Source organism: Citrobacter sp. Awk 2 (genome assembly GCF_028069815.1).
Lineage (GTDB): Bacteria > Pseudomonadota > Gammaproteobacteria > Enterobacterales > Enterobacteriaceae > Citrobacter.
In genome coordinates, this window is record NZ_JANEWL010000062.1 from 1 (window position 1) to 21,129 (window position 21,129).

Sequence of the window (21,129 nt, forward strand, 5' to 3'; positions counted from 1 at the left end):
TTTATTAAAAATCCAAGAGTGTGTTGCAACTAATGTATTACATTTGAGGATGAATGACAAAAGCGTTTCTTTTTTGTTCGCGAAAACAGTTTCCCATTGTTCCTGACCTCCGCAATCCATGACCATTTCCATCTCGTTAGATTTTATGGATGGATTCCCATGTCAGACAAGACGGAAAAGAAAGCCGGTGCGCTGCATTCTGAATTGCGCATCGAGCTACATACCCAATACGCCATTAACACCTGGAGTGGCCGGCCTGCCTCGGAGGGTAAGCCTTCGCTTATCGGGATGCCGCTGTTTTTCCGGCTCATTTCCCGGATTAACCGCGATTCATTGGCCGATAATCCGTGGGCGGATGCTGCTCTGGTGGAAGTGGAAACATTACTGGAGACGGCCAGCCAGCAGCTCCAGAAATGGCTGAACGATATCGATGCCCTAATGGCGATGCTGCCAGCTAATGCTTCTGTTTCCGGAGTCACCTCCACAGCGCCGCTAAATATCGGCGTTCACAGCCATACCCCACTGGGATACCGCTGCGTTTACCTCCTTGTTGGATTCGATCAGCTTATTCTGCGTGTCTTCCAGGCGCATCACTACGGTCTGATGTCGCTGAAAGAGCGCAAAGCCTGGTTACATCGTGGTAGCCATCAAATTCGTCGTATCTTCTCTGTCGCTCTGCGTTATCGTTCTCATCCCGTTACTCGCCAGGATATTGCATCAGATAACGACGTTGCCCGGCAGGCTATCGAACAATTCGGGGAGCCGGACAGGGCGATCCTGCTGGGAACCCGCCGTTCCCGCTTTTCTCCGCCAGTAAGCGCCGAAAGTATTAAGGCGCTGAAAGCCGCCTTCAAACGTCAGTCACGCAAAGAGAAAGCGGAAAAGCAGGAGGTGCAGGATGATCAGCAATAAAACCGCTTTTACCGGATTATTCATCCTGAGTTCCTGTCTGAGTGGGTGTGCGAGTGTTGACAGTGTCAACAGTGCGATAAACCAGATTAGCGGTGGGATCTTCTCAGTCGGGTCCGCACCGGCAGACAGTGGTCCGGTAGTGTTGTCGAAAGGCGTACCGCAGGCCAGCTACAAAATAGCGCAGGAATACCGTGTTCCCGTTGATGTTGATACGGCAGCGGCTCGAGTTAAGCGCTACTACCGCTTTATCTCGGCTGATGAAGTGGTGCAACTACGTAATAACGGTACGCAAAGTGGAGGGTGGACTGCCGCTTCAGTAGCCGATGGGGCATGGATATGGGACGGGCAACCCGGTAGTTACTACAAAATGGGGCGCGACTGGGGAAGCGAAAATACCAACGACAGCGTTCAGGTCGAGCTGGAGAAAAACGGTTCCGGTAGCCGCATGTATATCACCTTTCGTTCCGGACTGGCCTCTCATACCTCGGCGGCTTATACCAGCAAGCTGTTTGAGAATATGAGGAGCGTTGCGGAAGGGACGATTCGATGAAGCTCTTTCTCTGTGAAAAACCCAGTCAGGGACGGGATATTGCCGCTGTGCTGGGCGCAACAAAGAAAATGCCGGGTTATCAAACCGGAAACGGCATGTGTGTCACCTGGGGTTTTGGTCACCTGCTGGAGCAGGCCAGCCCAGATGCCTACGGTGAACAGTTCGGCGTTCCCTGGCGTACTGACGTGCTGCCGGTATTACCGACAACGTGGCAAATGCAGGTTAAACCGGATGCGGCGGCTCAGTTTTCCGTCATCCAGAAACTGCTGAAACAGGCTGATACGGTAGTGATTGCCACCGATGCGGATCGGGAAGGAGAGGTTATTGCCCGTGAAATCCTCGATTATTGCCACTATCAGGGAAAAGTTGAGCGGTTATGGCTCTCGGCGCTGGATGAAGCCAGCGTTCGCACCGCATTGGCGGCGATAAAGCCTGGAAGTGCGACATTACCCTACTATTTAGCCGGTCTGGGCCGCGCCCGGGCTGACTGGCAAATAGGTATGAATATGACGCGGTTATATTCGGTCAAGGCCCGGGAGAACGGCTACGGTAGTGTTTTATCGGTAGGACGGGTGCAAACGCCGACGCTCAACCTGATTGTGGTACGCGATCGCGATATTGCGCAGTTTATTCCGAAGCCCTACTGGAATGTCGTGGCGCAGCTGGCGGCGGGTAGGATCGCATTTCAGGCGCAGTGGGTGCCAGCTGCGGCATATTGTGATGAGGATAAACGCTGTATTAACCCGACAGCAGCACAGCAGGTGGTTCAGCTTTGTCAGAAAACCGGACAGGCGACGGTGGCAGAGGTTGAGACCAAAAGGGAAACAGAATCCGCTCCGCTGGCGTTTGATCTCGGTACGTTACAGCAATCCTGTTCCCGCCGTTTTGGCTATGGTGCGCAGCAGGTACTGGATATTGCGCAGGCTTTGTATGAAACCCATAAAGCGACGACGTACCCTCGCACCGACTGCGGCTATCTGCCGACATCAATGCGCAGTGAGATTGGGCAGGTGATGGCCTCGATACAGCAAAGCGATCCTACTTTATCTGCGATCATCTCGCGGCTTGATATGCAGCATGTTTCCCGCATCTGGAATGACAAAAAGATCACCGCACACCACGGTATTATCCCCACAAAGCAGCCCTGTGATCTGGCAAAAATGAGTGAGCAGGAGCGCAACGTTTACCAGCTTATCCGGCTGCATTATCTGGCCCAGTTCTTGCCTAACCATGAAGTGGATGCCACGCGGGTTTCGCTGCATTGTGGCGGTCAGTTATTTAAGACCAGCGGTAAAGTTGTGGTCGTTGCTGGCTGGAAGAACTTGTTTGGTAAGGATACTGAAGAGGATGCAGGCGATACCGGTGACAAGGCCCGGTTACCTGCAATGGCTAAAGGGAGGGTATGCCTGGTCACTGGCGCGGAAGCGAAGGCGCAGCAGACAAAACCACCGGAGCACTATACGGAAGGGACATTGATCGCTGCGATGAAGAATGCGGCGCAGTTTGTTACCGATCCGCGTCTTAAAGAGATTCTCAAAGAGAATGCGGGGCTGGGGACGGAAGCGACCCGGGCTGGCGTAATTGAAACGTTGCTGAAGCGTGGTTTTGTGGTGAAGAACGGCAAGCATCTGCTGGCAACACCTATCGCGGCTGATTTAATGGCTGTATTACCGGCACAGCTTAAAGATCCGGGGATGACGGCTCTCTGGGAGCAATCGCTGGATGATATTGCTGAAGGCCGGATGTCGCTTGATGATTTTATGGCGAAGCAGTCAGCCTGGACAATGCAACTGGTGGCAAAGGGGCAGCAGCTGACCGTTAAGATCACGTTACCGCTTTCTCCGCCGTGTCCAATCTGCGGTGGGACAACGCGCCAGCGCACAGGGAAATCAGGCACATTCTGGGGATGCGTCAACTACCCTGACTGCAACGGAATTGTGAATGTCGGGGCGAAGAAGCCTGGTCGTCGGCGGAAAAGTCCGGCAAAGAAAAGTGTCTGACTGGCTTTATGTTTTTGGTTGGAAGCATGGCGTGAATTTGCTATTTTGCTGATGGCTTTGAAGTACCCCGCGACTGCGGCAATCCGATTTTGCGTATCTACAGGCGGAAGATTGGACAGTATAGCGACCCATTTTGTTACCTGGATGAGGTTGTAAGGCGTGACCCTCCGTGAGATTACACGTCGGCCAAAAAAGGCTCTGGCCCGGAGAAGTGAAATTAACGATGAACCCGTGGTACAGGTTCAGAGGCTCGATACCAGGATGGGATCGGGCCTTTTGTTCATTATTAATATGACAAGAAGAGGCTGCGAATGGTTGAACCATCAGAAATACTTAAGGCGTTGCCAACAAAGGTAGTTGAGGAAACGTACAGTGATGGAGTAAAAGACACACTTCAAGAAGTGAGTAAGATAGGTGTTGATGCTGTTAAGACTATTCGTTTAGCGTTGTTTCCGCTGCAATTTGCAGGGATGCTCCAGGATCGTTTAGCGAATTATATAAAACGTTCTCTTCAAAAAGTTCCTCCCGAAAATCGTATATCACCTATTGAGTCTGTTGCATTACAGCTTTGTGATAAGCTCCGAATTCAAGAGGAAAAAAGTATTGTTACGGATATGTATATTAATTTGCTCGCCAGGAGTATGGATGCCGAGAGGTTAGGTGAAGCGCATCCCGCTTTTATATTTATAATAAGCCAACTCGCTCCTGACGAAGCTCTGCTGATTCAACAATTATCTGCTTCAGAACCTTCGGCATATATGCGCCATTTAAAAAAGGGTAATGATGTGATTGGTAAGGATGAGAGAAGTAAGGCAATAGAAGCTGGAAATCTTCCTGAGACCTATAAAGCTAAACTATCTAAGATGATGGTTCGGCCAGAAGAATTGATGCAACCTGAACTTCTTTATACATATATAGAACATTTGGTTTCATTGGGTATAGTTTCATATACAAATGACCCGTGGAACATTGATAAAGTGCCAAGCAAAGCTCTTATTAGTTATGATTTTTGGTTTATAGGATTAAATCCATTCGGGAAATTGTTTTTTTCTGCTTGTTTATCTGGCGAATGATGTATGTCAAGGGAGCGCTATTGTTTATTGACATCATGGATTCAGCCTTTAATAATGTAAACGTTAACTCGTTGTCTCCGACAACAGCCAATGTCCTAGTAATCTGAGAGGGACGCCTTCGGGTGATTGCCAGCCAAAATCGTCATGACCTGAGAGACGATGCCTTCGGGCGGTAACCTTGCTTAACCTTTGAGAGCAGGGATCGCACCTGCGATAAAGGTATACTTCAACCACAGACCGTCAGCGTCATACACTTCATTCTTCAGGTTACATGTGCGTTGGCTTTCCTCGCTCACCCCAGTCACTTACTAAAGTAAGCTCTTGGGGATTCGCTGCGTCGCCGCCTTCCTGTAACCCGAATTATTTCGTGTATATCTGTTTGACACCCCAGCGGGAAAACACCCGGCTGGGATGTTTCTCCGTTTATCGAATTTTTCCAGGAGAAACACCATGTCTACAGCATCTAAAACCGCCACTGCTAAACCTAAAAAAGATAGCGCCCGTAAGCAAGCCCCGGCTCCCGTTCCTGCTGAATCAGCAACTCCGGTTCCGTCAGCAGCTCCGGCACAACCGAAACCACAATCCAGCTACTTTAATCTGCATATCGATGGGCTGGGTTATCTGAGCAATATTCGCGAAATTAACACCGCTACGGGGTCATTCCTGAGCTGTACGATTAACGCGTTACATGGCTCAACTGAAAAACCGGATTACACGCGTTTTGATGTCACGGTGTCGGGTAAACAGGCCAGTTCTTTAATCAGACGCTGCCAGAATGCGGTGAATGAAGAGAAAAAGGTCCTTATCGGTTTTAAGCTCAGTAATCTGACTGCCGATGTGTTTACTTTAACCAAAGGCGATCATGCGGGTGAATCAAGAGCGTCACTGAAAGAGAGACTGATAAAAATCAGTTTTATTAAAGTGGGGCAAAATATGGTTTATAAAGCTGAAAAGCCCGAGTCATCCGACTCATCATACTGATAATAGAAAGAGATCTAATCTCCACGTCATACCCTCCTTGTTAGTTGTATTAGCGCCAGATTTTTCTGGCGTTTTTTTTGCGCGGCAAAAACAGTTGTTCATTGAGGACATACCGCTGGTTTCGCAAAGTTGGGCCTCTTTTGTCTGACTAAGGAACCTGCATGAATCTTCATATTCCAATGGCTGTCTGCCTGACGGCCAGCATCCTGGCCGGTTGTACGCAAAAACTCCAGCAACCTGATACGCAACCTCATCTGACGACACTGAACGGCAACGTCCAGCCAGCCCGACTGGATGTCTATGCCGCCTCTCCTGAAGTTGTTCGCTATGACCGCTATCTGCTGGTTGATACTTCCCCGAGCGCCGCACAGCGTGCTCCGTTGGAGCAGACCATTGATATCCGTATCCCCGCGTCATTATCGCCGACCGTGGCGGATGCCATGCGCTATGCCCTGCGTCAGTCCGGGTACTCGTTGTGCAGCACAACACCGGCGAACCGGGTGCTGTACAACCAGATGTTGCCTGCAGTGCATTATCAACTGGGGCCAATACGCCTGAGTCAGGCATTACAAATCCTGGCCGGATCGGCCTGGCAGCTCGAGGTTGATTCTGTACAACGGATCGTCTGCCATTCATTACGCGATGGCTATCGTTTGCCGCCGGAAGCGGTGAAATCGTCGGTCACTTCGGCCTCTGTGCCGTTACCCGCTCAACCCGCCAATATCACCGCTCCGGCTCCGCAGAGGATGCTGAAATGAACGATTCCGTTAGTTTCATGGAGGTGCCTGAAATGAAAGAGTCTGTCAGACCTGCACGCAGCAAACTCTGGGCGATAGTCCGTTACGGATTCGGCGGGCTGGTTTTGTTTGGATTAGGTGGAACCACATTTATCAGTCTTAAGTCCGTCCAGGTACTTTCCGCCGAGGTCAGCCAGCTTAAAACTGCATTGCAGGGTAGCCCGGATATCGCGCCACTCCAGGCACAGCTGACAACGTTGCAACAGCAGTTTGACGCGTCACGAGTGCAACTGGGAGGAATGGCGGACAAACCAGCGCTTGCGGCTTTGCAGCAGAAGGTTGAGGCGCTGGATAAGCAACAAAGTGAGCAGGCTGCTTCGGTTGCCACCCTTAAAACCGGACTGTCTTCTCTTCAGGAGCAGATCCGTATCCTGAATCAGCGTCCGGCCAACGTCGCTGCCGTAACGTCTGGCACGGTGGTAGTAAAGAAGAAGCCCACACAGAAAACGCAGCGGTCAGCTACAGCACCCTTCGTTCTCACCGGTATCGAACGGCGAGGAGGAATTGCCTTTGCTGCGATAGCGCCGCAATCGGCAACACAGCTCACGGAAATAGCGTTAATGGAATCGGGCGAAACCCGGCAGGGCTGGACACTACAGTCGATCACGGGACAGCAGGCGCAGTTTCGTGTCGCGGGGCAAACCCGGACGTTGACGGTGCGATAAGGAGGTCGGGATGAAGAAATTTAATGTCGCGTTGCTGTCAGGAGTGTTGACAGTGTCAACAGTCGCGTTTGCCGTATCGCCAGTGATTCAGGGAAACAGCCAGACGGTGGATACCTTGTTGCAGACGCTGGAACAGCAACAAATGACGCGGAGCGCTCAGGAGTGGGGGCTGACAGCGGAAGAGTGGCAGCGTTATGAAACGCTGAAAAAAGGACGGCGCGGCGTGCTGTCTCCGGGGTTAGATCCCCTGACGATGTTGGGTATCGAGGCGCGTAGTGATGAAGAACGTCGTCATTTTGCCGAGCTGACGGTGAAGCAGGAATTTCAGCGGGTGGAGGCCGAACTGGCATTTCAGCGGGAAGTGAACAGCGCGTGGATGCGAGTCTATCCCGGCGTTCTTCCTGTTCAGGATCTGCGAAGTGAAGTCAGTAACGCCCGTCAGGCGCTGTTTGTGAAAGATAGCTGTCCGGCTTGTGAGCGCAAGCTGGCTCAACTGATGAAATCGAACCGACCGCTGGATATCTATCTGGTTGATAGCGGCGGTAAGGATGAGGCGGTCCGGAGCTGGGCGAAGAAACACAATATCCCTGCTGGAAAGGTGAAATCCCGCCAGGTAACGCTGAATCATGACAATGGCATGTGGCAGAAATATGGCAGTGGGCTGATGCCGGTTGTATTGCAACAGGGGGCGCAGGGATGGCAGCGCGTAAACTGATGTGGCTGGCAATGTTCATTGCGTTGCCGGAATGTCTGGCGGCGCAATCTGTTCCGGAAGGATATTACCGGGTTGCGCAGGCGGAAAATGTTCCTGCCGAAGCGCTGTATAGCCTGGCGCTGACGGAGTCATCCCGCAAGCTGGCGCATGGCGTACGCCCGTGGCCGTGGACAATTAATGTTGCCGGGAAGGGGTATCGTTATGCCTCCCGGAACGAGGCCTATCAGGCGCTGTTAGGTTTTATGCGGCGCTATCCGCTCAAGCGTATCGATGTTGGTATTGCGCAGGTCAATCTGGGCTGGAACGGCCATCATTTCACATCCACCTGGGACGCATTTGATCCCTATATCAATCTGCACGCAGCGGCGCGTATTTTGCGAGCCTGTTACGAGCGTAGCCCCGGCAGCTGGATATCGGCTGCGGGATGCTACCACCATCCGGCTGGCGGCAAACCTGCACAAACCTATAAGGCCATCGTGTCGCGTCACCTCGGCACGTTGCAGCCGCCCGTACAGGTTCTGGCATTCAATCAGGGAGGAACACAATGATGAGGCGTTTTCCGCTGGTTCTTGCACTGCTGTTCCCGGGCATAAGTCCGGCAGAGCTGACCGTTGTCGCCGATCTGGGCGGACAGTCAACGGCTGAATACTTTGCCGGTATTAACAATCAGGGGGAAGAATCACCCGCCTCGCAGGTGTTGACACTGTCAACACCTGATAAAGCATCGGTATTACCCATTCGTACCCCGGAGCTTTCGCCCGGGCCGCTGGGAGCTCGTTCTCTCTCTATGCCTGGAATGCGGTCGATTTTCCTGATTGGTGACGACGATCTTTCCCGGCGCTGGCTGGCTTTGCGGCGCGATCAACTTATTCAACTTAATGCCGTGGGATATGTGGTGAATGTTGCCAGCAAAGCGGCATGGGATGATTTGCAGCACCAGGCGAACGGGCTGGAGTTGCTTCCGGTTTCGGGTAGCGATCTGGCCGTCCGGCTGGGGATTTCTCACTACCCGGTACTGATTAGCGAGAAGGGGCTGGAGCAATGAGGGCAGGATTACCGCTGGATGACATCAGTCTTTTGATTGGCCTGGTCGCGGTTAATTTACTGGCCTGGTTAATTTTTCTTGCTGGTCATGACGGGAGGAAAAAATGAGCGACCGCTATGTTATTGAAGCCATGCTGCGGCCTGCTGTGGAGCTGAACACCGCTGTTGTTGCCGCCTGCGCCAGCTATATCTGCGTGACGGCACCGTGGGCGGTGGCGCTGGCCCCTTCGGTCAGTTATGTCACGGCGGCGGGGTTTGCTGTGCTGGCTGTGCGGCGGACGCAGCAGGGATTACAGGTATTACGCTACCGCCGCAATATCCGACGTCTGCCGCGTTATGTTGTGACAAGTAGCGAAGTGCCGGTGAGCAATCAGCGGTTATTTCTGGGTAAAGGGTTTATGTGGGAGCAAAAGCATACCCAGCGTCTGCTCGATACCCTGCGCCCGGAAGTGGCGGGGTATGTGAATCCACCGGTGTTGTATAAGGCAGCACGCCGTTTTGAGCAGCACTATGAGCATCGCTTCCCCGCATTGTGCAAACTACTGGCTCGTGATTCGGCGCTGAATCCCGTTCGGCCATTGCCGCCGGTTGGTGGTCATCCGGCATTGCACGGCATTGAACCTGATGAGGTCAATGTCTCCATGAGTCTGGGTGAACGTGTCGGGCATATGCTGGTTCTGGGCACCACGCGCGTCGGTAAAACTCGTCTCGCCGAGCTGTTGATCACTCAGGATATTCGTCGCGGCAACGTCACCATAGTTTTCGACCCGAAAGGCGATGCCGATCTGCTGAAGCGAATGTATGCCGAATCACATCGCGCAGGCCGCGCCGGTGAATTTCATGTTTTCCATCTGGGATGGCCGGATATCAGCGCCCGTTACAACGCGGTGGGGCGCTTTGGTCGTATCTCTGAAGTGGCTTCGCGTGTCGCCGGACAGCTCAGTAGTGAAGGCAACAGCGCCGCATTTAAAGAGTTCGCCTGGCGCTTCGTCAATATTATTGCCCGGGCGCTGGTTGCGCTGGGGCAGCGCCCGGACTTTGGCCTCATCCAGCGTTACGTGAACAATATCGGCGATCTGTTTGAGACCTATGCGGAAACCTGGATGGTTAAGCACACTCCGGCACTGTGGCAACAGGTGGAGAATCTGGCGCAAATTCTGGATGAGCGCGATATCCCCCGACATATGGAAGGCCGTTCGCTGCGGGTGGTGGCGATAGAACAGGTGCTGAACAGCGACGAGGGGAAGAAGGTTTACGATCCTGTGCTCGATGGCCTGCGTTCGTCGGTACGTTATGACCAGAAGTATTACGACAAAATTGTGGCATCGCTTCTGCCGTTGCTGGAGAAACTGACCTCTGGTAAGACGGCGCAACTGATCTCACCGAACTACACCGATATGTCTGATCCCCGTCCTATCTTCGACTGGCAGCAGGTGATCCGTAAAAAAGGCGTGGTGTATATCGGTCTTGATGCGTTGTCCGATCCGGAAGTCGCGGCGGCGGTGGGCAATTCGATGTTTGCCGATTTGGTCTCCGTGGCGGGGCATATCTACAAATTTGGCGTGAATGACGGCCTGCCCGGTGACGAGGGCAAGAAGACGCCGATCAGCCTGCACTGTGACGAATTTAACGAGCTGATGGGGGATGAGTTTATTCCGCTGATTAACAAAGGCGGCGGGGCGGGCATCGAGGTGACGGCCTATACCCAGACGTTGCCGGATATCGAGGCGCGGCTGGGCAATGCGGCGAAAGCGGCGCAGGTAGTGGGGAACTTTAATAGCTTGGTGATGCTGCGGGTGCGGCATACGGAAACAGCAGAATTGATGACGAAGCAACTGCCGGAAGTGGAGGTCTATACCAAAACGCTGGTTTCCGGTGTCACCGATATCTCGAACCCGGAAATGGGAAGCGATTTTACCTCGAACACCCAAGACAGGGTAAGTACGGTGCGTACCCCGCTGATTACTGCTGCAAACGTGATCAATCTGCCGAAAGGACAGGCGTTTGCTTTGCTGGAAGGTGGCAGGTTGTGGAAGATCCGGATGCCGCTGCCATCTGCTGGCGCGGATGCCCTGATGCCGGATAGTATTGGGCAGATTGCAGATTACATGCAGCGAAATTACCGGACCAGCGATGCCTGGTGGTCGGGCAGTGCGTTACCGGGGGATTACGATGCTGCCACTTTTTGAAAAGGAAATCATGATGAGAAAATTGTACCAGGTTGAGATGGTAGCAGCGGTCACGAAAGACAGTTCATTGCTTGTGCCTGAAGAGGTGATGGATGTGATGAAAACGCAAATTTGTTCCTCACTGGAGGTCCCTGAAATTGTTGAGCAATTGAGTATGCTGGGATATCGGGTGAGGTATGAACCGAGGTCACATATTGAGAATGAGATCGCCAGTCTTTGGATCATGATTGGTGAGGAAGAGATGTTGCTGAACTGCCAGATGGAGCCGCTGGCGGTGCATTAAGGGGATATCATGTCGCAGATGAACACATCTTCAGCCCCGGCGCAGTCGTCCACTCCACCAAAGCCACATGGTTTTTTTACCGTACTGCTGTGGGACACGCCGTGGCGCATTATCGGGATGTTGCTGGTCTCGCTGTTGTTCAGCCTGATTGTGGAATATATCGGTATCGCGTTCTTCTGGCCGGATCAGGGTGCGGAACATAGCCGTGCCGTTATGCAGACGGAAAGCGGTTATTTCGCTGAGGGATTTACGCAAAGTTTGCTGCTGTCATCGCCGGTGGTGACCGTACAGGGCTGGATTGCGCTGGGTTATCAGTGGTTGTTTGTGAACAGCGGCTTTACTGGCTGGTTGCAGTCGATTCAGACGCCGACTGCCGGAAGTGGTAATGGCGTTACGGATGAGCTTAATGCCTGGAGTGCCTGGGCGGTACAGGTCGCATATGAATACCTGATGGCGACAATGTATGTGTCGCTGGTCTTTTTGATGCGGGTCACCATTCTGGTGCTGTCAGTGCCGTTATTTATCCTGGTTGCCATTGTGGGGATTGCGGATGGGATGGTGCGACGCGATCTCCGTCGCTACGGTGCGGCGTATGAATCAAGTTTTCTTTATCATCATGCCAAGCGGGTGGTGAAGCCAGCGGCTTATATACCGTGCGTGATCTATCTGTCAGCGCCGTTTGCGGTATATCCGAATTTGTTGTTATTACCGGCTGCGTTGCTGATGGGACTGGCGATTTCGGTGACGATGGGGAGTTTTAAGAAGTATTTGTAGATGCCAGAAAGCCGAAAGGAGAGCCTGCGCTCTCCTTTCAACATCACTCTACGACAACAATTTTTTTGTTGAAGGGTTAGCCGCTGCCTAACCAACTGATATCTGCCTTTTACAGGCTGACCTCAGTCAGGGTGCCTACGCGGGTCTCATCTGGATTTAAAGAGCGGGGAGACTCAAGCACACTCTATGTATCCTTTATACACGCTTGCTCATTTTTGATCAAGCCGTACTACCTTCCAACAGAACTGAACAAACATGCGGCATGAATCGTTGCACCAGGATATTGCTGTGAAATGATATGTGCGGCAGTGCCTAACGTTGTACCTGAAGCCATTAGATCGTCAACAAGAAGAATCCGCATTGGTCGGAAGTTTAGCTCAGGTAAAACATTCAGTGACAGTGGTGGGAGTGCATCACGAAGGCCAGCAGGAATACCTTTAAGTGAGAAATTACCCTTAAAACCAACTTCTTTAGCCTGCAACTTAATACGGTAGTCGAGGCTCCTGGTCTCTTCGACGCTAATATCTGCGCGATCTAAGAGTCTGAATGCTTCTTCAACCGTTATTTTGCGTAAAAGATTTGCAGCGTGAGCAGATCCAAATCTCCTGGCGAACCGTCTTGCGACTATGTGACTGATGTTATGGGCAGACGGCATGGAAATTATAAGCTGATACCCATCAGGCTCTTGTCTTACTATCTGCTCCAGGATGATCCCAAAACTTTCGTACAGCCTCTTAATGCTGGATATGTCAGTTGTAAGTTCTTCTTTTCCTTTCAGGGCATAAATCAAAGGGCAGTTATCGCCAAGTTGCCGTTGTTCACGATTACGTCTGCGCTTACCTGAGAGCAACTGGCGTTTGAAAACGGAATAAATTTTTAGGTCGCCAGAGTGCTCTATGGTGGGATTGCCCTGTGGACGGGTAATTAGCCAGTCACGGCAATCATGATCGACGATAACTTTATGTCCCTGAAGTATTAATCCCACTTTTATTCACCTGACTGGAAGCAGTGACGCAGTATAACAGGGGGGCAATTTCAGCTCCATAAGCGCAATGGAAACATTGTTTCGATTGCGCTTATGGAGCCTTGCCGGGAGCGCAAGCCTGCTTGCGCCGGGGTGGCAAAGAACCCCGATGGCGCATTATGCGCCACGCTTTACCCCTTCCATAATTTTCTAAATTCCACTTCTGTTTTCTTACTGTCCCCTAGGACGCTTTTCGCCACTCTTCCTCCGTACATGCAATCGCATTGAAGGAGGTTTATATGCGCATGACACAACCCCGGGCATGGTGCCTGTTGGGGTCTTTGCTGGTTTCGGGCGTTCAGGCCGCCGAGTCTGACGAGCTGGCGCTGGTAATTAAGCAACTGGATCAGGTGCAGGCCGCACTGGAACGCGCCCGTGTTGTCGCCGTTCAGGATGGGCTGCACGGACGCTTCTATTTCGATTACCTACGGGCAACGCAGGATATCAAAGCGATTCGCCAGGGGATTGGTATCTACCTGGAACCTTCCCGCGCCCAGCCCGTACCTTCGGCATCTCTCACCGGTCAGTACCGGATGGAGCGTCGCCCGTGAATGATGCCCAGACCAACGCATTTAAGGCGGCAAGTGGCAACGCCGATCCCGCACTGCTGAGCAAAGTGTTTATTGGTGCGCTGATTGCCCTGCTGATTTTGTGGGTGGGATGGGGGTTTCTGCATGTTTATCGGGGGTACGCGACAGGTCATATCAAAGAGCAGGCTCTGGTGCGTTTTGCCATCCGCTCAGTTCTTCTCATCGTTATCGCTATTTATCTCTTCGCCAGCTAAGCCTGGCTTCTCTTATAAGGAAATAACCATGTTTTGCTCTGCATTATCTTCTCTGCATTTTTCTTTTCGTCTCTGCTGTGCGCGGGTTCTGGCCGTTGCTCTGACCGGAATTTCTGCTGCACACGCGGGGTTACCCACTGTTGAAGGTCCGAAAAGCAGCACCGACAGCTCTTTCTACGGTCAGATCTCCGGATACCTCAATGACGGTATCGTGTTGGGCGGGTTAATTCTTGCGGCAGTTGCCATGTTGGCCGTCGGTAACGCCATTATTGCCACCTTTGCCGAAGTTCGTGACGGGAAATCAACCTGGGCTAAATTCGGGATGCTTTGCGTCGTGGGGGTGATCCTGATCGTCGTGGTTATCTGGCTGGCGTCTAAGGCCGCAACGGTTCTGCTCTGAGGACAGCGTATGGCGACTATCGAATTTATGCCTGACAGACTGAATGCTGAGCCGGTGGTGTTTCGTGGATTCACCACACCGGAACTGGGATTTACCGCGCTGTTCAGCGTACTGGGCGGCCTCGTGGTCGCCATACCGGTTCTGCCATTTCTCGGCTGGATAGCCTTTCCGACCGTGGCGCTGCTGATGCCGTTGGTTACCGTTATTTTTGGTGGCAGGCTGATGGCGCGTTTTAAACGCGGCAAGCCGGAAAACTACCTCTATCGTAGGCTGGATCTGCACATCAGCCAGCTTGGCCTGGGAACAAAAGGGCTGGTGCAAAACACTCAGGTTCTGGCGTTACGTCGTCTGCGTCCTGTGGTTCGCCGTCAGGAGGCCGTTCATGAGTAAGTTTAAAAATGCCCTGAATACCCGTGACAATCATATCCGGACGCTCCGCGCTGCATGTGGGATTATGTTGGTGCTGTTAGTGTTGTCCATGCTTGGCTGGATGATGTCTCCGCGCAATCTGACCATCCACAATCCTCCCGATCTCCGCTCCGGCAGCTCCCGCCCGTGGTGGGAAATCCCTCCCTCAACGGTGTATGCCTTCAGCTTTTATATCTTCCAGCAACTGAACAGCTGGCCGAAGGATGGCGATGTTGATTATCCGTATCGCATCGAGACGTTATCGGCCTACCTGACACCGACCTGTCAGGAACTGCTGCATAAGGATGCGAAGCAGCGTAAGGACCTGGGCGAATCGCGCGATCGCGTACGCGGCGTGTCGGAGATCCCTGAGCGGGGCTATCGGGATGACAGCGTCACCATTATTGACCGCGATAACTGGCAGGTTCGTCTGGATTTAGTCACCGACGAATATGTTAACTCTGAGCCGGTTAAACGCTCACTGGTGCGCTATCCGCTGAAAGTGGTGCGCTGGGATAAAAATCCGGAAGCCAACCCGTTTGGTCTGGCGCTGGATTGTCTCTCGGAAGCGCCGCAGCGTCTGGAAGCGGCTCCTGTGGTTAAGGAAGAGAATAAGGGAGTGTTTAACTGATGAGATTACGACGATTTTTGCTGTCGCTGGCCTGTCTTGCCGCCTTACCGGCGCAGGCGGTTGAACTGGTGAAGTGGGAGCGCATCCCTCTGCCGGTTGCTCTGCATGTCGGGCAGGAGCGCATTGTGTTTGTGAACCGCAATGTACGGGTGGGATTTCCGCCTGAGCTGAAGGGGAAATTGCGCGTACAAAGTACCGGCGGTGCGGTGTATCTGCAACCCGGGGAGCAGTTTGCCCGTACCCGCCTGGTGCTTCAGGATGTGGAGAACGGCGAGATGATCCTGCTGGATATCAGCGCTGATGAGGGTAAAAACGTACTGGAGCCGGTAAGCCTGGTGTATCAGGGGGAAGTCTCCAGTTCGACGGGAAACAGTGATGTTGCAGCGACCGACAGCAAAGCCCCGACAGCGAGCGAAGGGCAGTCCACATCGAAACCGAAAGAGAAAAAATCCACCACGCCGCTACCGGTAGCTTTAACCCGCTATGCCGCGCAAAGTCTGTATGCACCGTCACGAACGATTGAGCCGCTGCCCGGCGTGCATTCCATTTCACTGGCGCTGCCGGACAAGCTGACATCATTACTGCCGTTAGAATCCGTTGAAATTAAACCGCTGGCCGCATGGGGATTGCAGGGTTACAGCGTGGTGGCGTTGACCCTGCGTAATCAACGTGCGGAGAAAGTGGTTCTCGATCCACGTCGTCTTCAGGGGAATTTTTACAGCGCGACATTCCAGCATCGCTGGCTGGGCGCAAGCGGAACGCCGGAAGACACCACAACGGTCTATCTGGTAACCAAAGGGCGTCCTGATGCCGCGTTTCTTCCTGAGCCAGTGAAGGCGAAAACAGGCAAAGGAGGGAAGGGCGATGCAGATTAAATCGAATACCCTGCTGAAGGTTATTGTACCGGTGGTGTTGCTGTCGGCAGTCATGATCGGCGTGAAGTCCTGTGGCGGCTCGAAACCGACTCAGGATTCGGCGGATAACACCACGGTTGCCGACCTGACTCAGGAAGAACTGCGTATTCTCGGCATCGAGGGCGATACGCCGCAGGATACGCTGCGCACGCTGGTCGGGCGTATTAAAACGATCCAGACCAGTCAGGAGAATCTGGAGAAGCAGAATGCCGCGCTGGCCGAAGAAAACGCTCGCCTGCAAAGTAAAGGCAGCAATGTAGACGGGCGCATTAATGATGCGGTTAACGCTGTCAAACAGGAAAGTACCCAGGCACAGCAAAAACTTCAGGCTGAACAGCAGCGGCTGGCTGGCTTGCTGGAATCACTGAAAAATACGGTTCCCGGTCCGGGAGTGGGTAGCAATACTCCCGCAGGCAGTGATTTACCCGTCGGACTGGGGCTGGAAGATGCAGGACCGGGCGAGACGGTGGCACTGGGAACGGTCTGGATTGAACCGCAGGACGGTGTGCAACTGGATCGTAACGGTAAACCAGTAACCGGCGCGGCAATTGCAACCAATGGTACCGGTACATTCCAGTTTCCCACTGCGTTTGGTGGGCTGAATGACAACGAGATCACCCGCCAGAAAGCTGAGCTGGATCGCACGGCGAAAAATCAGCAGAGCATCGAAGAAACCGATCTGCCCGTCTATACCCTGCCGGAGAACTCCACGCTGGTTGGTAGCCAGGCGATGACCGCCTTGCTGGGGCGCGTACCGATTGATGGTAAAGTTACCGATCCCTATCCCTTCAAGGTACTTATCGGTAAAGAGAACCTGACCGCCAACGGCATCGAGCTGCCGGACGTTGAAGGCGCGATTGTGTCCGGTACGGCCACCGGTGACTGGGTGCTGTCTTGTGTACGTGGTGAAGTTCACTCCATTACGTTTGTCTTCACTGACGGCACGGTGCGCACGGTGCCGCAGTCGGCGAAGTCCAGCGATGGCAGTAATGGCAAATCCAATGGCGGCAGTATTGGCTGGTTGTCCGACGAACACGGTATTCCGTGCCTGTCTGGCGACCGTAAAAGCAATGCCTCAACTTACCTCCCCACGTTATTTGCGCTGTCTGCTGCCGGTGCAGCCTCTGATGCGATGTCCGAAAGCCAGACCACTACTACCACCGAAGGGACGTCCATCACCAGTACGCTGACCGGCAGCGCCGGACAGGCTGCGCTGGGCAAGGCGTTATCGGGCGGTACGAACGAGCTGGCGGAATGGGTGAAAGCGCGATACGGCCAGATGTTTGATGCGATTTACGTTCCTCCCGGCGCGAATGTTGCTGTGCATATTACCCGCCAGATCCCGATTGATTACGAAGAGAAGGGCCGCAAGGTCAAATACGATTTTGATGTCAGCCAGCAACACGAGCTGGACTAAGGAGAGGCCATGAAAGGATACGGTTTATTCATGCTGGTCGCGTTGTTGCTGAGCGGTTGCAGTACCTCTAAAGATGAAATGCTGTCGCCCGGCGACAGCACCATGCTCGATATGTGGCAAAACAAAGCCAGCAGCGCACGGACCACGACAGAGGCCCGGAGCGTGTTACGCCGGGGGCTGAACGATGCGGATCTGACTACCCGTCAGTCGCTGGAAGAGAGCTATACCCGCGATGCTCACAATGAGATTCAGCAGCTTTTTCCGCGCCTGCCCAATCCGGATATGGTGATTTATATCTATCCACATATGGCGGGAAATGAGCCAGCGCCGGTGCCGGGATACAGCTCGGTCTTCTCTTTTTACAGCCGGGTGCAGTATGCGCTGCCGGGTGAACGACTGGAGGCACTCTGATGTTCAGTTTATTCACCAAAAAACAGCCACAGCCGGTGGACGATGAATCGGTGCTGCCGTCACAGAAAAAGAGTGGCAGGCTGACGCAGGACGGCGTGCGCTCGCTGTACCCCAATAACGCCTCGTTTATCGACTTTCTGCCGTGGGTGGAATACCTGCCGGAAAGTCAGAGCCTGCTGCTCGATGACGGTATTTCGGTGGGCGCCGTATTTGAAGTGGTGCCGGTGGGAACCGAAGGGCGCACCGGCGAACGCCTGGAAGAGATCCGCGATATCGTTGAAGATGCGCTCCAGGACAGCTTTGACGAGCGGGACAGCCATCCGTGGGTCATCCAGTTCTTCTGCCAGGATGAAACCGATGTGACGGAATACATTGATAAACTGCGTGGCTATGTCAAACCGTGGGCGCAGGGAACGGCATTCACCGCCGCGTACCTGCATGAGATGGAACGTCATATGCGCGGTATCGCCGTGCCGAAAGGTCTGTTTATCGATAAAGCTATTACCGGCGCACCGTGGCGCGGTCAGCAGCGCCGGACCCGGATGGTGATTTATCGCTATGTGAACCCGGGAGTGAACGAGCCGTATTCTCCGCAAGAGCAACTGAATCAGGTCTGCGAGCGACTGTCTTCTGCTCTGGCCGGGGCGGGGATTGTGACCGCCAGGCAGAATGGTGAGCAGATCCATGCCTGGCTGTTGCGCTGGTTTAATCCCGAACCTGACTGGGTGGATAAAGAGACGCTGTACAGCACGGCAGCGCATGTTGACACCCGCAACGGCGAGCTGCCGGTGCTTAACGATTTCAGTGAAACCCTGATGTTTACGCCTCCGCGCTCCGATGTGGAGAATGGCGTGTGGTGGTTCGACGAACGACCGCATAAATCCGTCAGCATCGATCGTATCCGTCGTGCGCCATCGGTCGGCCATCTTACCGGTGAAACCCGCAAAGGGGAGAACATCAACGCGCTGATGGATTTGCTGCCGGAAGGGACGGTGATTTCCCTGACGCTGGTCGTGCAGTCGCAGGATGTGCTGGAAGAGCGCTTCAACCATCTGGCGAAAAACGCGATTGGCGAGAATACCGAATCGGAACGCGTCCGGGCCGATGCCGATACGGCCAAAAGCTATCTGGGCGAGCGGCATAAACTGTATCGCGCCAGCATGACCTTCTTCCTCTCCGGGGAGTCACTGAAAATCCTCAACAGCCGCCAGCGCGATCTGACGGCGATCCTGCTTAACGCCGGGTTACAACCGGTGAAACCGGAATACGATGTCGCGCCACTGAATGGCTACCTTCGGGCGCTGCCGATGTGCTTTAACCCGACGCTGGACAAGAAGAACTGGTACACCCGCCTGACGTTTGTTCAGCATATGGCAAATATGCTGCCGGTGTTTGGCCGTGACACCGGCACCGGTCACCCCGGATTTACCTTCTTTAACCGGGGCGGTGCGCCGCTGACGTTTGATCCACTTAACAGCGCCGACCGTTCCAAGAATGCGCACCTGGTCCTGTTTGGCCCGACCGGTTCTGGTAAATCCGCGACGCTTAACAGCCTGTTTGCCCAGTTGATGGCAATCCACCGGCCACGTCTGTTTATTGCTGAAGCGGGTAACTCGTTTGGTCTGTTTGCCGACTATTGCGCGGAGCTGGAGCTGTCGGTGAACAAGGTCAGCATCAAACCGGGCTGTGGTATTTCGCTGGCCCCGTTTGCCGATGCGTACAAGCTGATTGAAGCGCCGGTGAAAACCGTTGATGAAAGCGAGCTGAGTGAACGTATCGAGGTGGAGGAAACGGACGACAGCGATGCGGAGGAAGAGCGTGATATTCTGGGTGAGCTGGAGATTGTGGCGCGTTTGATGGTTACCGGTGGGGAAGCCAAAGAAGAGGCGCGGCTGGAGCGTGCCGACCGGGGCATGATGCGCGAGGCGATTCTGGCCGGGGCGCGTAAAGCGTGGGATGAAGAGCGGCAGATGATCACCGGCGACCTTCAGGATGCGTTTTACGCCTTCGCGCAGGATGAGTCCCGCCCGGAAGTTCGCCGCGTCCGGGCGCAGAACATGGGGGAATCGCTGGGCGTATTTATGCAGGGCTTCCTGGGCGAGCTGTTTAATCGCCCGGGGCAGAACTGGCCGGAAGCGGATGTCACGCTGATTGATCTCGGCACACTGGCGCGTGAAGGCTATGAAGCGCCGCTGGCCGTGGCCTATACCTCGCTGGTTAATACCATCAACAATATCGCCGAACGTGACCAGTTTCTGGACCGGGAGATCGTCTTCCCGACCGATGAGGCGCATATGATCACCACGAACCCGCTGCTGGCCCCGTATGTGGTTAAGGTGGTGAAGATGTGGCGTAAGCTCGGCGCGTGGTTGTGGCTGGCAACGCAGAACCTGGAAGATTTCCCGGCCACGGCCAAGAAGATGCTCAATATGATTGAGTGGTGGCTGTGTCTGGTGATGCCGCCTGAAGAGGTGGAAGAGATCGCCCGCTTTAAAAAGCTCACCGCCGAGCAAAAAGCGATGCTGCTCTCTGCGACCAAAACACCGCGCTGCTACACCGAAGGCGTGGTGCTGGCAAGCCGTATCGAGGCGCTGTTCCGCGCTGTACCTCCGAGCCTCTATCTGGCGCTGGGCATGACGGAGAAGGATGAGAAAGCGGCACGTCGGGCGCTGATGGTTGAACACGGTATCAGCGAGCTGGATGCAGCGAAGCGCATAGCGCACCAACTCGATATCGCCCGTGGGATTGCCACGAAGGAGGCGGCATGATGCGCTTCAGATCGGCAGTGCTGGATGTTGTGGACGGTAATGTTTCCAGTACCGGCGTGTTGTTCGATGCGCCGCCGCAGGGCAATCCGCGAATTAGCCAGCACCATCATGCGCAACTGGGTGAATTATGTCGCCAGATCCGCCAGCGGGTGGGAGAGAAGGTGACGTTTACCTGCTCGCCTCATCGTGTGGCCGGGCATAACTGCCTGGCTGTTCAGGTGGAGGGGAAGACGGGAACTGTTAACCTGCTGCTGACAGTTACTGGCAGTCTGCGCTGGCCTGCTATGGATGATTACGAACATGGGGTACGCTGGTATATCAATATGCCTGATGCGGTAGATGCTGCTTATTTGTTGCGGGAAGTAGAAAAGGTGTTGTAAAAAAAAGCT

Annotated in this window: 24 protein-coding genes; 23 read left to right on the plus strand and 1 reads right to left on the minus strand. The window is 53.8% G+C overall.

Annotation, left to right across the window (positions count from 1 at the left end):
- The first annotated feature begins 159 nt into the window (after positions 1-159).
- From NNO02_RS15135 to NNO02_RS15195, 13 genes are all read left to right on the plus strand, one after another.
- On the plus strand, positions 160-912 hold the full coding sequence (locus NNO02_RS15135; RefSeq protein ID WP_271455154.1) for a PFL_4669 family integrating conjugative element protein: 753 nt from the start codon (positions 160-162) through the stop codon (positions 910-912).
- The gene (locus NNO02_RS15140) at positions 899-1,462 is read left to right on the plus strand and encodes a hypothetical protein (RefSeq protein WP_271455155.1); all 564 of its coding nucleotides are present in this window, start codon (positions 899-901) and stop codon (positions 1,460-1,462) included. Before NNO02_RS15135 ends, NNO02_RS15140 begins: the two co-directional genes overlap by 14 nt.
- Complete coding sequence (locus NNO02_RS15145; protein WP_271455156.1) at positions 1,459-3,462, plus strand: DNA topoisomerase III; 2,004 nt, start codon at positions 1,459-1,461, stop codon at positions 3,460-3,462. Before NNO02_RS15140 ends, NNO02_RS15145 begins: the two co-directional genes overlap by 4 nt.
- Positions 3,463-3,773: 311 nt before the next feature.
- Complete coding sequence (locus NNO02_RS15150; RefSeq protein WP_271455157.1) at positions 3,774-4,535, plus strand: Abi-alpha family protein; 762 nt, start codon at positions 3,774-3,776, stop codon at positions 4,533-4,535.
- A gap of 450 nt (positions 4,536-4,985) precedes the next feature.
- Positions 4,986-5,516, plus strand: a complete 531-nt coding sequence (locus NNO02_RS15155) for an STY4534 family ICE replication protein (RefSeq protein ID WP_271455158.1) — start codon at positions 4,986-4,988, stop codon at positions 5,514-5,516.
- 161 nt (positions 5,517-5,677) lie between these two features.
- Positions 5,678-6,274 (plus strand): PFGI-1 class ICE element type IV pilus protein PilL2, encoded by a 597-nt coding sequence (gene pilL2 / locus NNO02_RS15160; RefSeq protein WP_271455159.1) that lies wholly within the window; start codon positions 5,678-5,680, stop codon positions 6,272-6,274.
- On the plus strand, positions 6,271-6,978 hold the full coding sequence (locus NNO02_RS15165) for a hypothetical protein (RefSeq protein WP_271455160.1): 708 nt from the start codon (positions 6,271-6,273) through the stop codon (positions 6,976-6,978). Before pilL2 ends, NNO02_RS15165 begins: the two co-directional genes overlap by 4 nt.
- Before the next feature lie 115 nt (positions 6,979-7,093).
- Positions 7,094-7,693, plus strand: a complete 600-nt coding sequence (locus NNO02_RS15170) for a TIGR03759 family integrating conjugative element protein (RefSeq protein WP_442867912.1) — start codon at positions 7,094-7,096, stop codon at positions 7,691-7,693.
- Entirely contained in the window at positions 7,675-8,241 is a 567-nt protein-coding gene (locus NNO02_RS15175) for a transglycosylase SLT domain-containing protein (RefSeq protein WP_271455162.1), read from the plus strand. The genes NNO02_RS15170 and NNO02_RS15175 overlap by 19 nt, the downstream gene beginning before the upstream one ends.
- Positions 8,238-8,738 (plus strand): integrating conjugative element protein, encoded by a 501-nt coding sequence (locus tag NNO02_RS15180; RefSeq protein ID WP_271455163.1) that lies wholly within the window; start codon positions 8,238-8,240, stop codon positions 8,736-8,738. The genes NNO02_RS15175 and NNO02_RS15180 overlap by 4 nt, the downstream gene beginning before the upstream one ends.
- A 103-nt stretch (positions 8,739-8,841) precedes the next feature.
- Positions 8,842-10,926 (plus strand): type IV conjugative transfer system coupling protein TraD, encoded by a 2,085-nt coding sequence (gene traD, locus NNO02_RS15185; RefSeq protein ID WP_271455164.1) that lies wholly within the window; start codon positions 8,842-8,844, stop codon positions 10,924-10,926.
- Between the two features lie 10 nt (positions 10,927-10,936).
- Positions 10,937-11,209 carry a hypothetical protein gene (locus NNO02_RS15190; RefSeq protein WP_271455165.1) on the plus strand — a complete coding sequence of 91 codons (273 nt, stop codon included), beginning with the start codon at positions 10,937-10,939 and terminating at the stop codon, positions 11,207-11,209.
- Positions 11,210-11,218: 9 nt separating this feature from the next.
- Positions 11,219-11,983, plus strand: a complete 765-nt coding sequence (locus NNO02_RS15195) for a TIGR03747 family integrating conjugative element membrane protein (protein WP_271455166.1) — start codon at positions 11,219-11,221, stop codon at positions 11,981-11,983.
- Between the two features lie 229 nt (positions 11,984-12,212).
- On the opposite strand, the gene NNO02_RS15200 is transcribed toward NNO02_RS15195, so the two are convergent.
- Entirely contained in the window at positions 12,213-12,908 is a 696-nt protein-coding gene (locus tag NNO02_RS15200) for a hypothetical protein (protein WP_442867913.1), read from the minus strand.
- 338 nt (positions 12,909-13,246) lie between these two features.
- Between NNO02_RS15200 and NNO02_RS15205 the strand changes: the two genes are divergently transcribed.
- The 10 genes from NNO02_RS15205 to NNO02_RS15250 are packed head-to-tail and all read left to right on the plus strand — an operon-like array spanning position 13,247 to position 21,120.
- Positions 13,247-13,558, plus strand: coding sequence for an integrative conjugative element protein, RAQPRD family (locus tag NNO02_RS15205; protein ID WP_271455168.1), 312 nt, complete (start codon positions 13,247-13,249; stop codon positions 13,556-13,558).
- Positions 13,555-13,791 (plus strand): TIGR03758 family integrating conjugative element protein, encoded by a 237-nt coding sequence (locus NNO02_RS15210; RefSeq protein ID WP_097323566.1) that lies wholly within the window; start codon positions 13,555-13,557, stop codon positions 13,789-13,791. Before NNO02_RS15205 ends, NNO02_RS15210 begins: the two co-directional genes overlap by 4 nt.
- Before the next feature lie 28 nt (positions 13,792-13,819).
- Positions 13,820-14,191 carry a TIGR03745 family integrating conjugative element membrane protein gene (locus NNO02_RS15215; protein ID WP_097323563.1) on the plus strand — a complete coding sequence of 124 codons (372 nt, stop codon included), beginning with the start codon at positions 13,820-13,822 and terminating at the stop codon, positions 14,189-14,191.
- A 9-nt stretch (positions 14,192-14,200) separates the two neighbouring features.
- Positions 14,201-14,581, plus strand: a complete 381-nt coding sequence (locus NNO02_RS15220) for a TIGR03750 family conjugal transfer protein (RefSeq protein WP_087901618.1) — start codon at positions 14,201-14,203, stop codon at positions 14,579-14,581.
- Complete coding sequence (locus tag NNO02_RS15225) at positions 14,574-15,230, plus strand: PFL_4703 family integrating conjugative element protein (RefSeq protein WP_271455169.1); 657 nt, start codon at positions 14,574-14,576, stop codon at positions 15,228-15,230. The genes NNO02_RS15220 and NNO02_RS15225 overlap by 8 nt, the downstream gene beginning before the upstream one ends.
- A complete protein-coding gene (locus tag NNO02_RS15230; protein WP_271455170.1) occupies positions 15,230-16,105 on the plus strand; it encodes a TIGR03749 family integrating conjugative element protein in 876 nt (291 codons plus the stop codon). The genes NNO02_RS15225 and NNO02_RS15230 overlap by 1 nt, the downstream gene beginning before the upstream one ends.
- Positions 16,095-17,561: a TIGR03752 family integrating conjugative element protein gene (locus NNO02_RS15235; RefSeq protein WP_271455171.1), complete on the plus strand. Its 1,467-nt coding sequence runs from the start codon at positions 16,095-16,097 to the stop codon at positions 17,559-17,561. The genes NNO02_RS15230 and NNO02_RS15235 overlap by 11 nt, the downstream gene beginning before the upstream one ends.
- A gap of 9 nt (positions 17,562-17,570) precedes the next feature.
- Positions 17,571-17,972 (plus strand): TIGR03751 family conjugal transfer lipoprotein, encoded by a 402-nt coding sequence (locus tag NNO02_RS15240; RefSeq protein WP_271455172.1) that lies wholly within the window; start codon positions 17,571-17,573, stop codon positions 17,970-17,972.
- Entirely contained in the window at positions 17,969-20,740 is a 2,772-nt protein-coding gene (locus tag NNO02_RS15245; protein ID WP_271455182.1) for a conjugative transfer ATPase, read from the plus strand. Before NNO02_RS15240 ends, NNO02_RS15245 begins: the two co-directional genes overlap by 4 nt.
- Positions 20,737-21,120: a hypothetical protein gene (locus NNO02_RS15250; protein WP_271455173.1), complete on the plus strand. Its 384-nt coding sequence runs from the start codon at positions 20,737-20,739 to the stop codon at positions 21,118-21,120. The genes NNO02_RS15245 and NNO02_RS15250 overlap by 4 nt, the downstream gene beginning before the upstream one ends.
- The last annotated feature ends 9 nt before the right edge of the window (positions 21,121-21,129 follow it).

What these genes read in the sequence shown, in the direction of transcription:
- pilL2 (WP_271455159.1), top strand. Translation starts at nt 5,678, where the DNA reads ATGAATCTTCATATTCCAATGGCTGTCTGCCTGACGGCCAGCATCCTG.
- traD (WP_271455164.1), top strand. Translation starts at nt 8,842, where the DNA reads ATGAGCGACCGCTATGTTATTGAAGCCATGCTGCGGCCTGCTGTGGAG.
- NNO02_RS15140 (WP_271455155.1), top strand. Translation starts at nt 899, where the DNA reads ATGATCAGCAATAAAACCGCTTTTACCGGATTATTCATCCTGAGTTCC.
- NNO02_RS15145 (WP_271455156.1), top strand. Translation starts at nt 1,459, where the DNA reads ATGAAGCTCTTTCTCTGTGAAAAACCCAGTCAGGGACGGGATATTGCC.
- NNO02_RS15225 (WP_271455169.1), top strand. Translation starts at nt 14,574, where the DNA reads ATGAGTAAGTTTAAAAATGCCCTGAATACCCGTGACAATCATATCCGG.
- NNO02_RS15235 (WP_271455171.1), top strand. Translation starts at nt 16,095, where the DNA reads ATGCAGATTAAATCGAATACCCTGCTGAAGGTTATTGTACCGGTGGTG.
- NNO02_RS15135 (WP_271455154.1), top strand. Translation starts at nt 160, where the DNA reads ATGTCAGACAAGACGGAAAAGAAAGCCGGTGCGCTGCATTCTGAATTG.
- NNO02_RS15150 (WP_271455157.1), top strand. Translation starts at nt 3,774, where the DNA reads ATGGTTGAACCATCAGAAATACTTAAGGCGTTGCCAACAAAGGTAGTT.
- NNO02_RS15250 (WP_271455173.1), top strand. Translation starts at nt 20,737, where the DNA reads ATGATGCGCTTCAGATCGGCAGTGCTGGATGTTGTGGACGGTAATGTT.
- NNO02_RS15155 (WP_271455158.1), top strand. Translation starts at nt 4,986, where the DNA reads ATGTCTACAGCATCTAAAACCGCCACTGCTAAACCTAAAAAAGATAGC.
- NNO02_RS15190 (WP_271455165.1), top strand. Translation starts at nt 10,937, where the DNA reads ATGATGAGAAAATTGTACCAGGTTGAGATGGTAGCAGCGGTCACGAAA.
- NNO02_RS15215 (WP_097323563.1), top strand. Translation starts at nt 13,820, where the DNA reads ATGTTTTGCTCTGCATTATCTTCTCTGCATTTTTCTTTTCGTCTCTGC.
- NNO02_RS15240 (WP_271455172.1), top strand. Translation starts at nt 17,571, where the DNA reads ATGAAAGGATACGGTTTATTCATGCTGGTCGCGTTGTTGCTGAGCGGT.
- NNO02_RS15205 (WP_271455168.1), top strand. Translation starts at nt 13,247, where the DNA reads ATGCGCATGACACAACCCCGGGCATGGTGCCTGTTGGGGTCTTTGCTG.
- NNO02_RS15165 (WP_271455160.1), top strand. Translation starts at nt 6,271, where the DNA reads ATGAACGATTCCGTTAGTTTCATGGAGGTGCCTGAAATGAAAGAGTCT.
- NNO02_RS15195 (WP_271455166.1), top strand. Translation starts at nt 11,219, where the DNA reads ATGTCGCAGATGAACACATCTTCAGCCCCGGCGCAGTCGTCCACTCCA.
- NNO02_RS15180 (WP_271455163.1), top strand. Translation starts at nt 8,238, where the DNA reads ATGATGAGGCGTTTTCCGCTGGTTCTTGCACTGCTGTTCCCGGGCATA.
- NNO02_RS15220 (WP_087901618.1), top strand. Translation starts at nt 14,201, where the DNA reads ATGGCGACTATCGAATTTATGCCTGACAGACTGAATGCTGAGCCGGTG.
- NNO02_RS15175 (WP_271455162.1), top strand. Translation starts at nt 7,675, where the DNA reads ATGGCAGCGCGTAAACTGATGTGGCTGGCAATGTTCATTGCGTTGCCG.
- NNO02_RS15230 (WP_271455170.1), top strand. Translation starts at nt 15,230, where the DNA reads ATGAGATTACGACGATTTTTGCTGTCGCTGGCCTGTCTTGCCGCCTTA.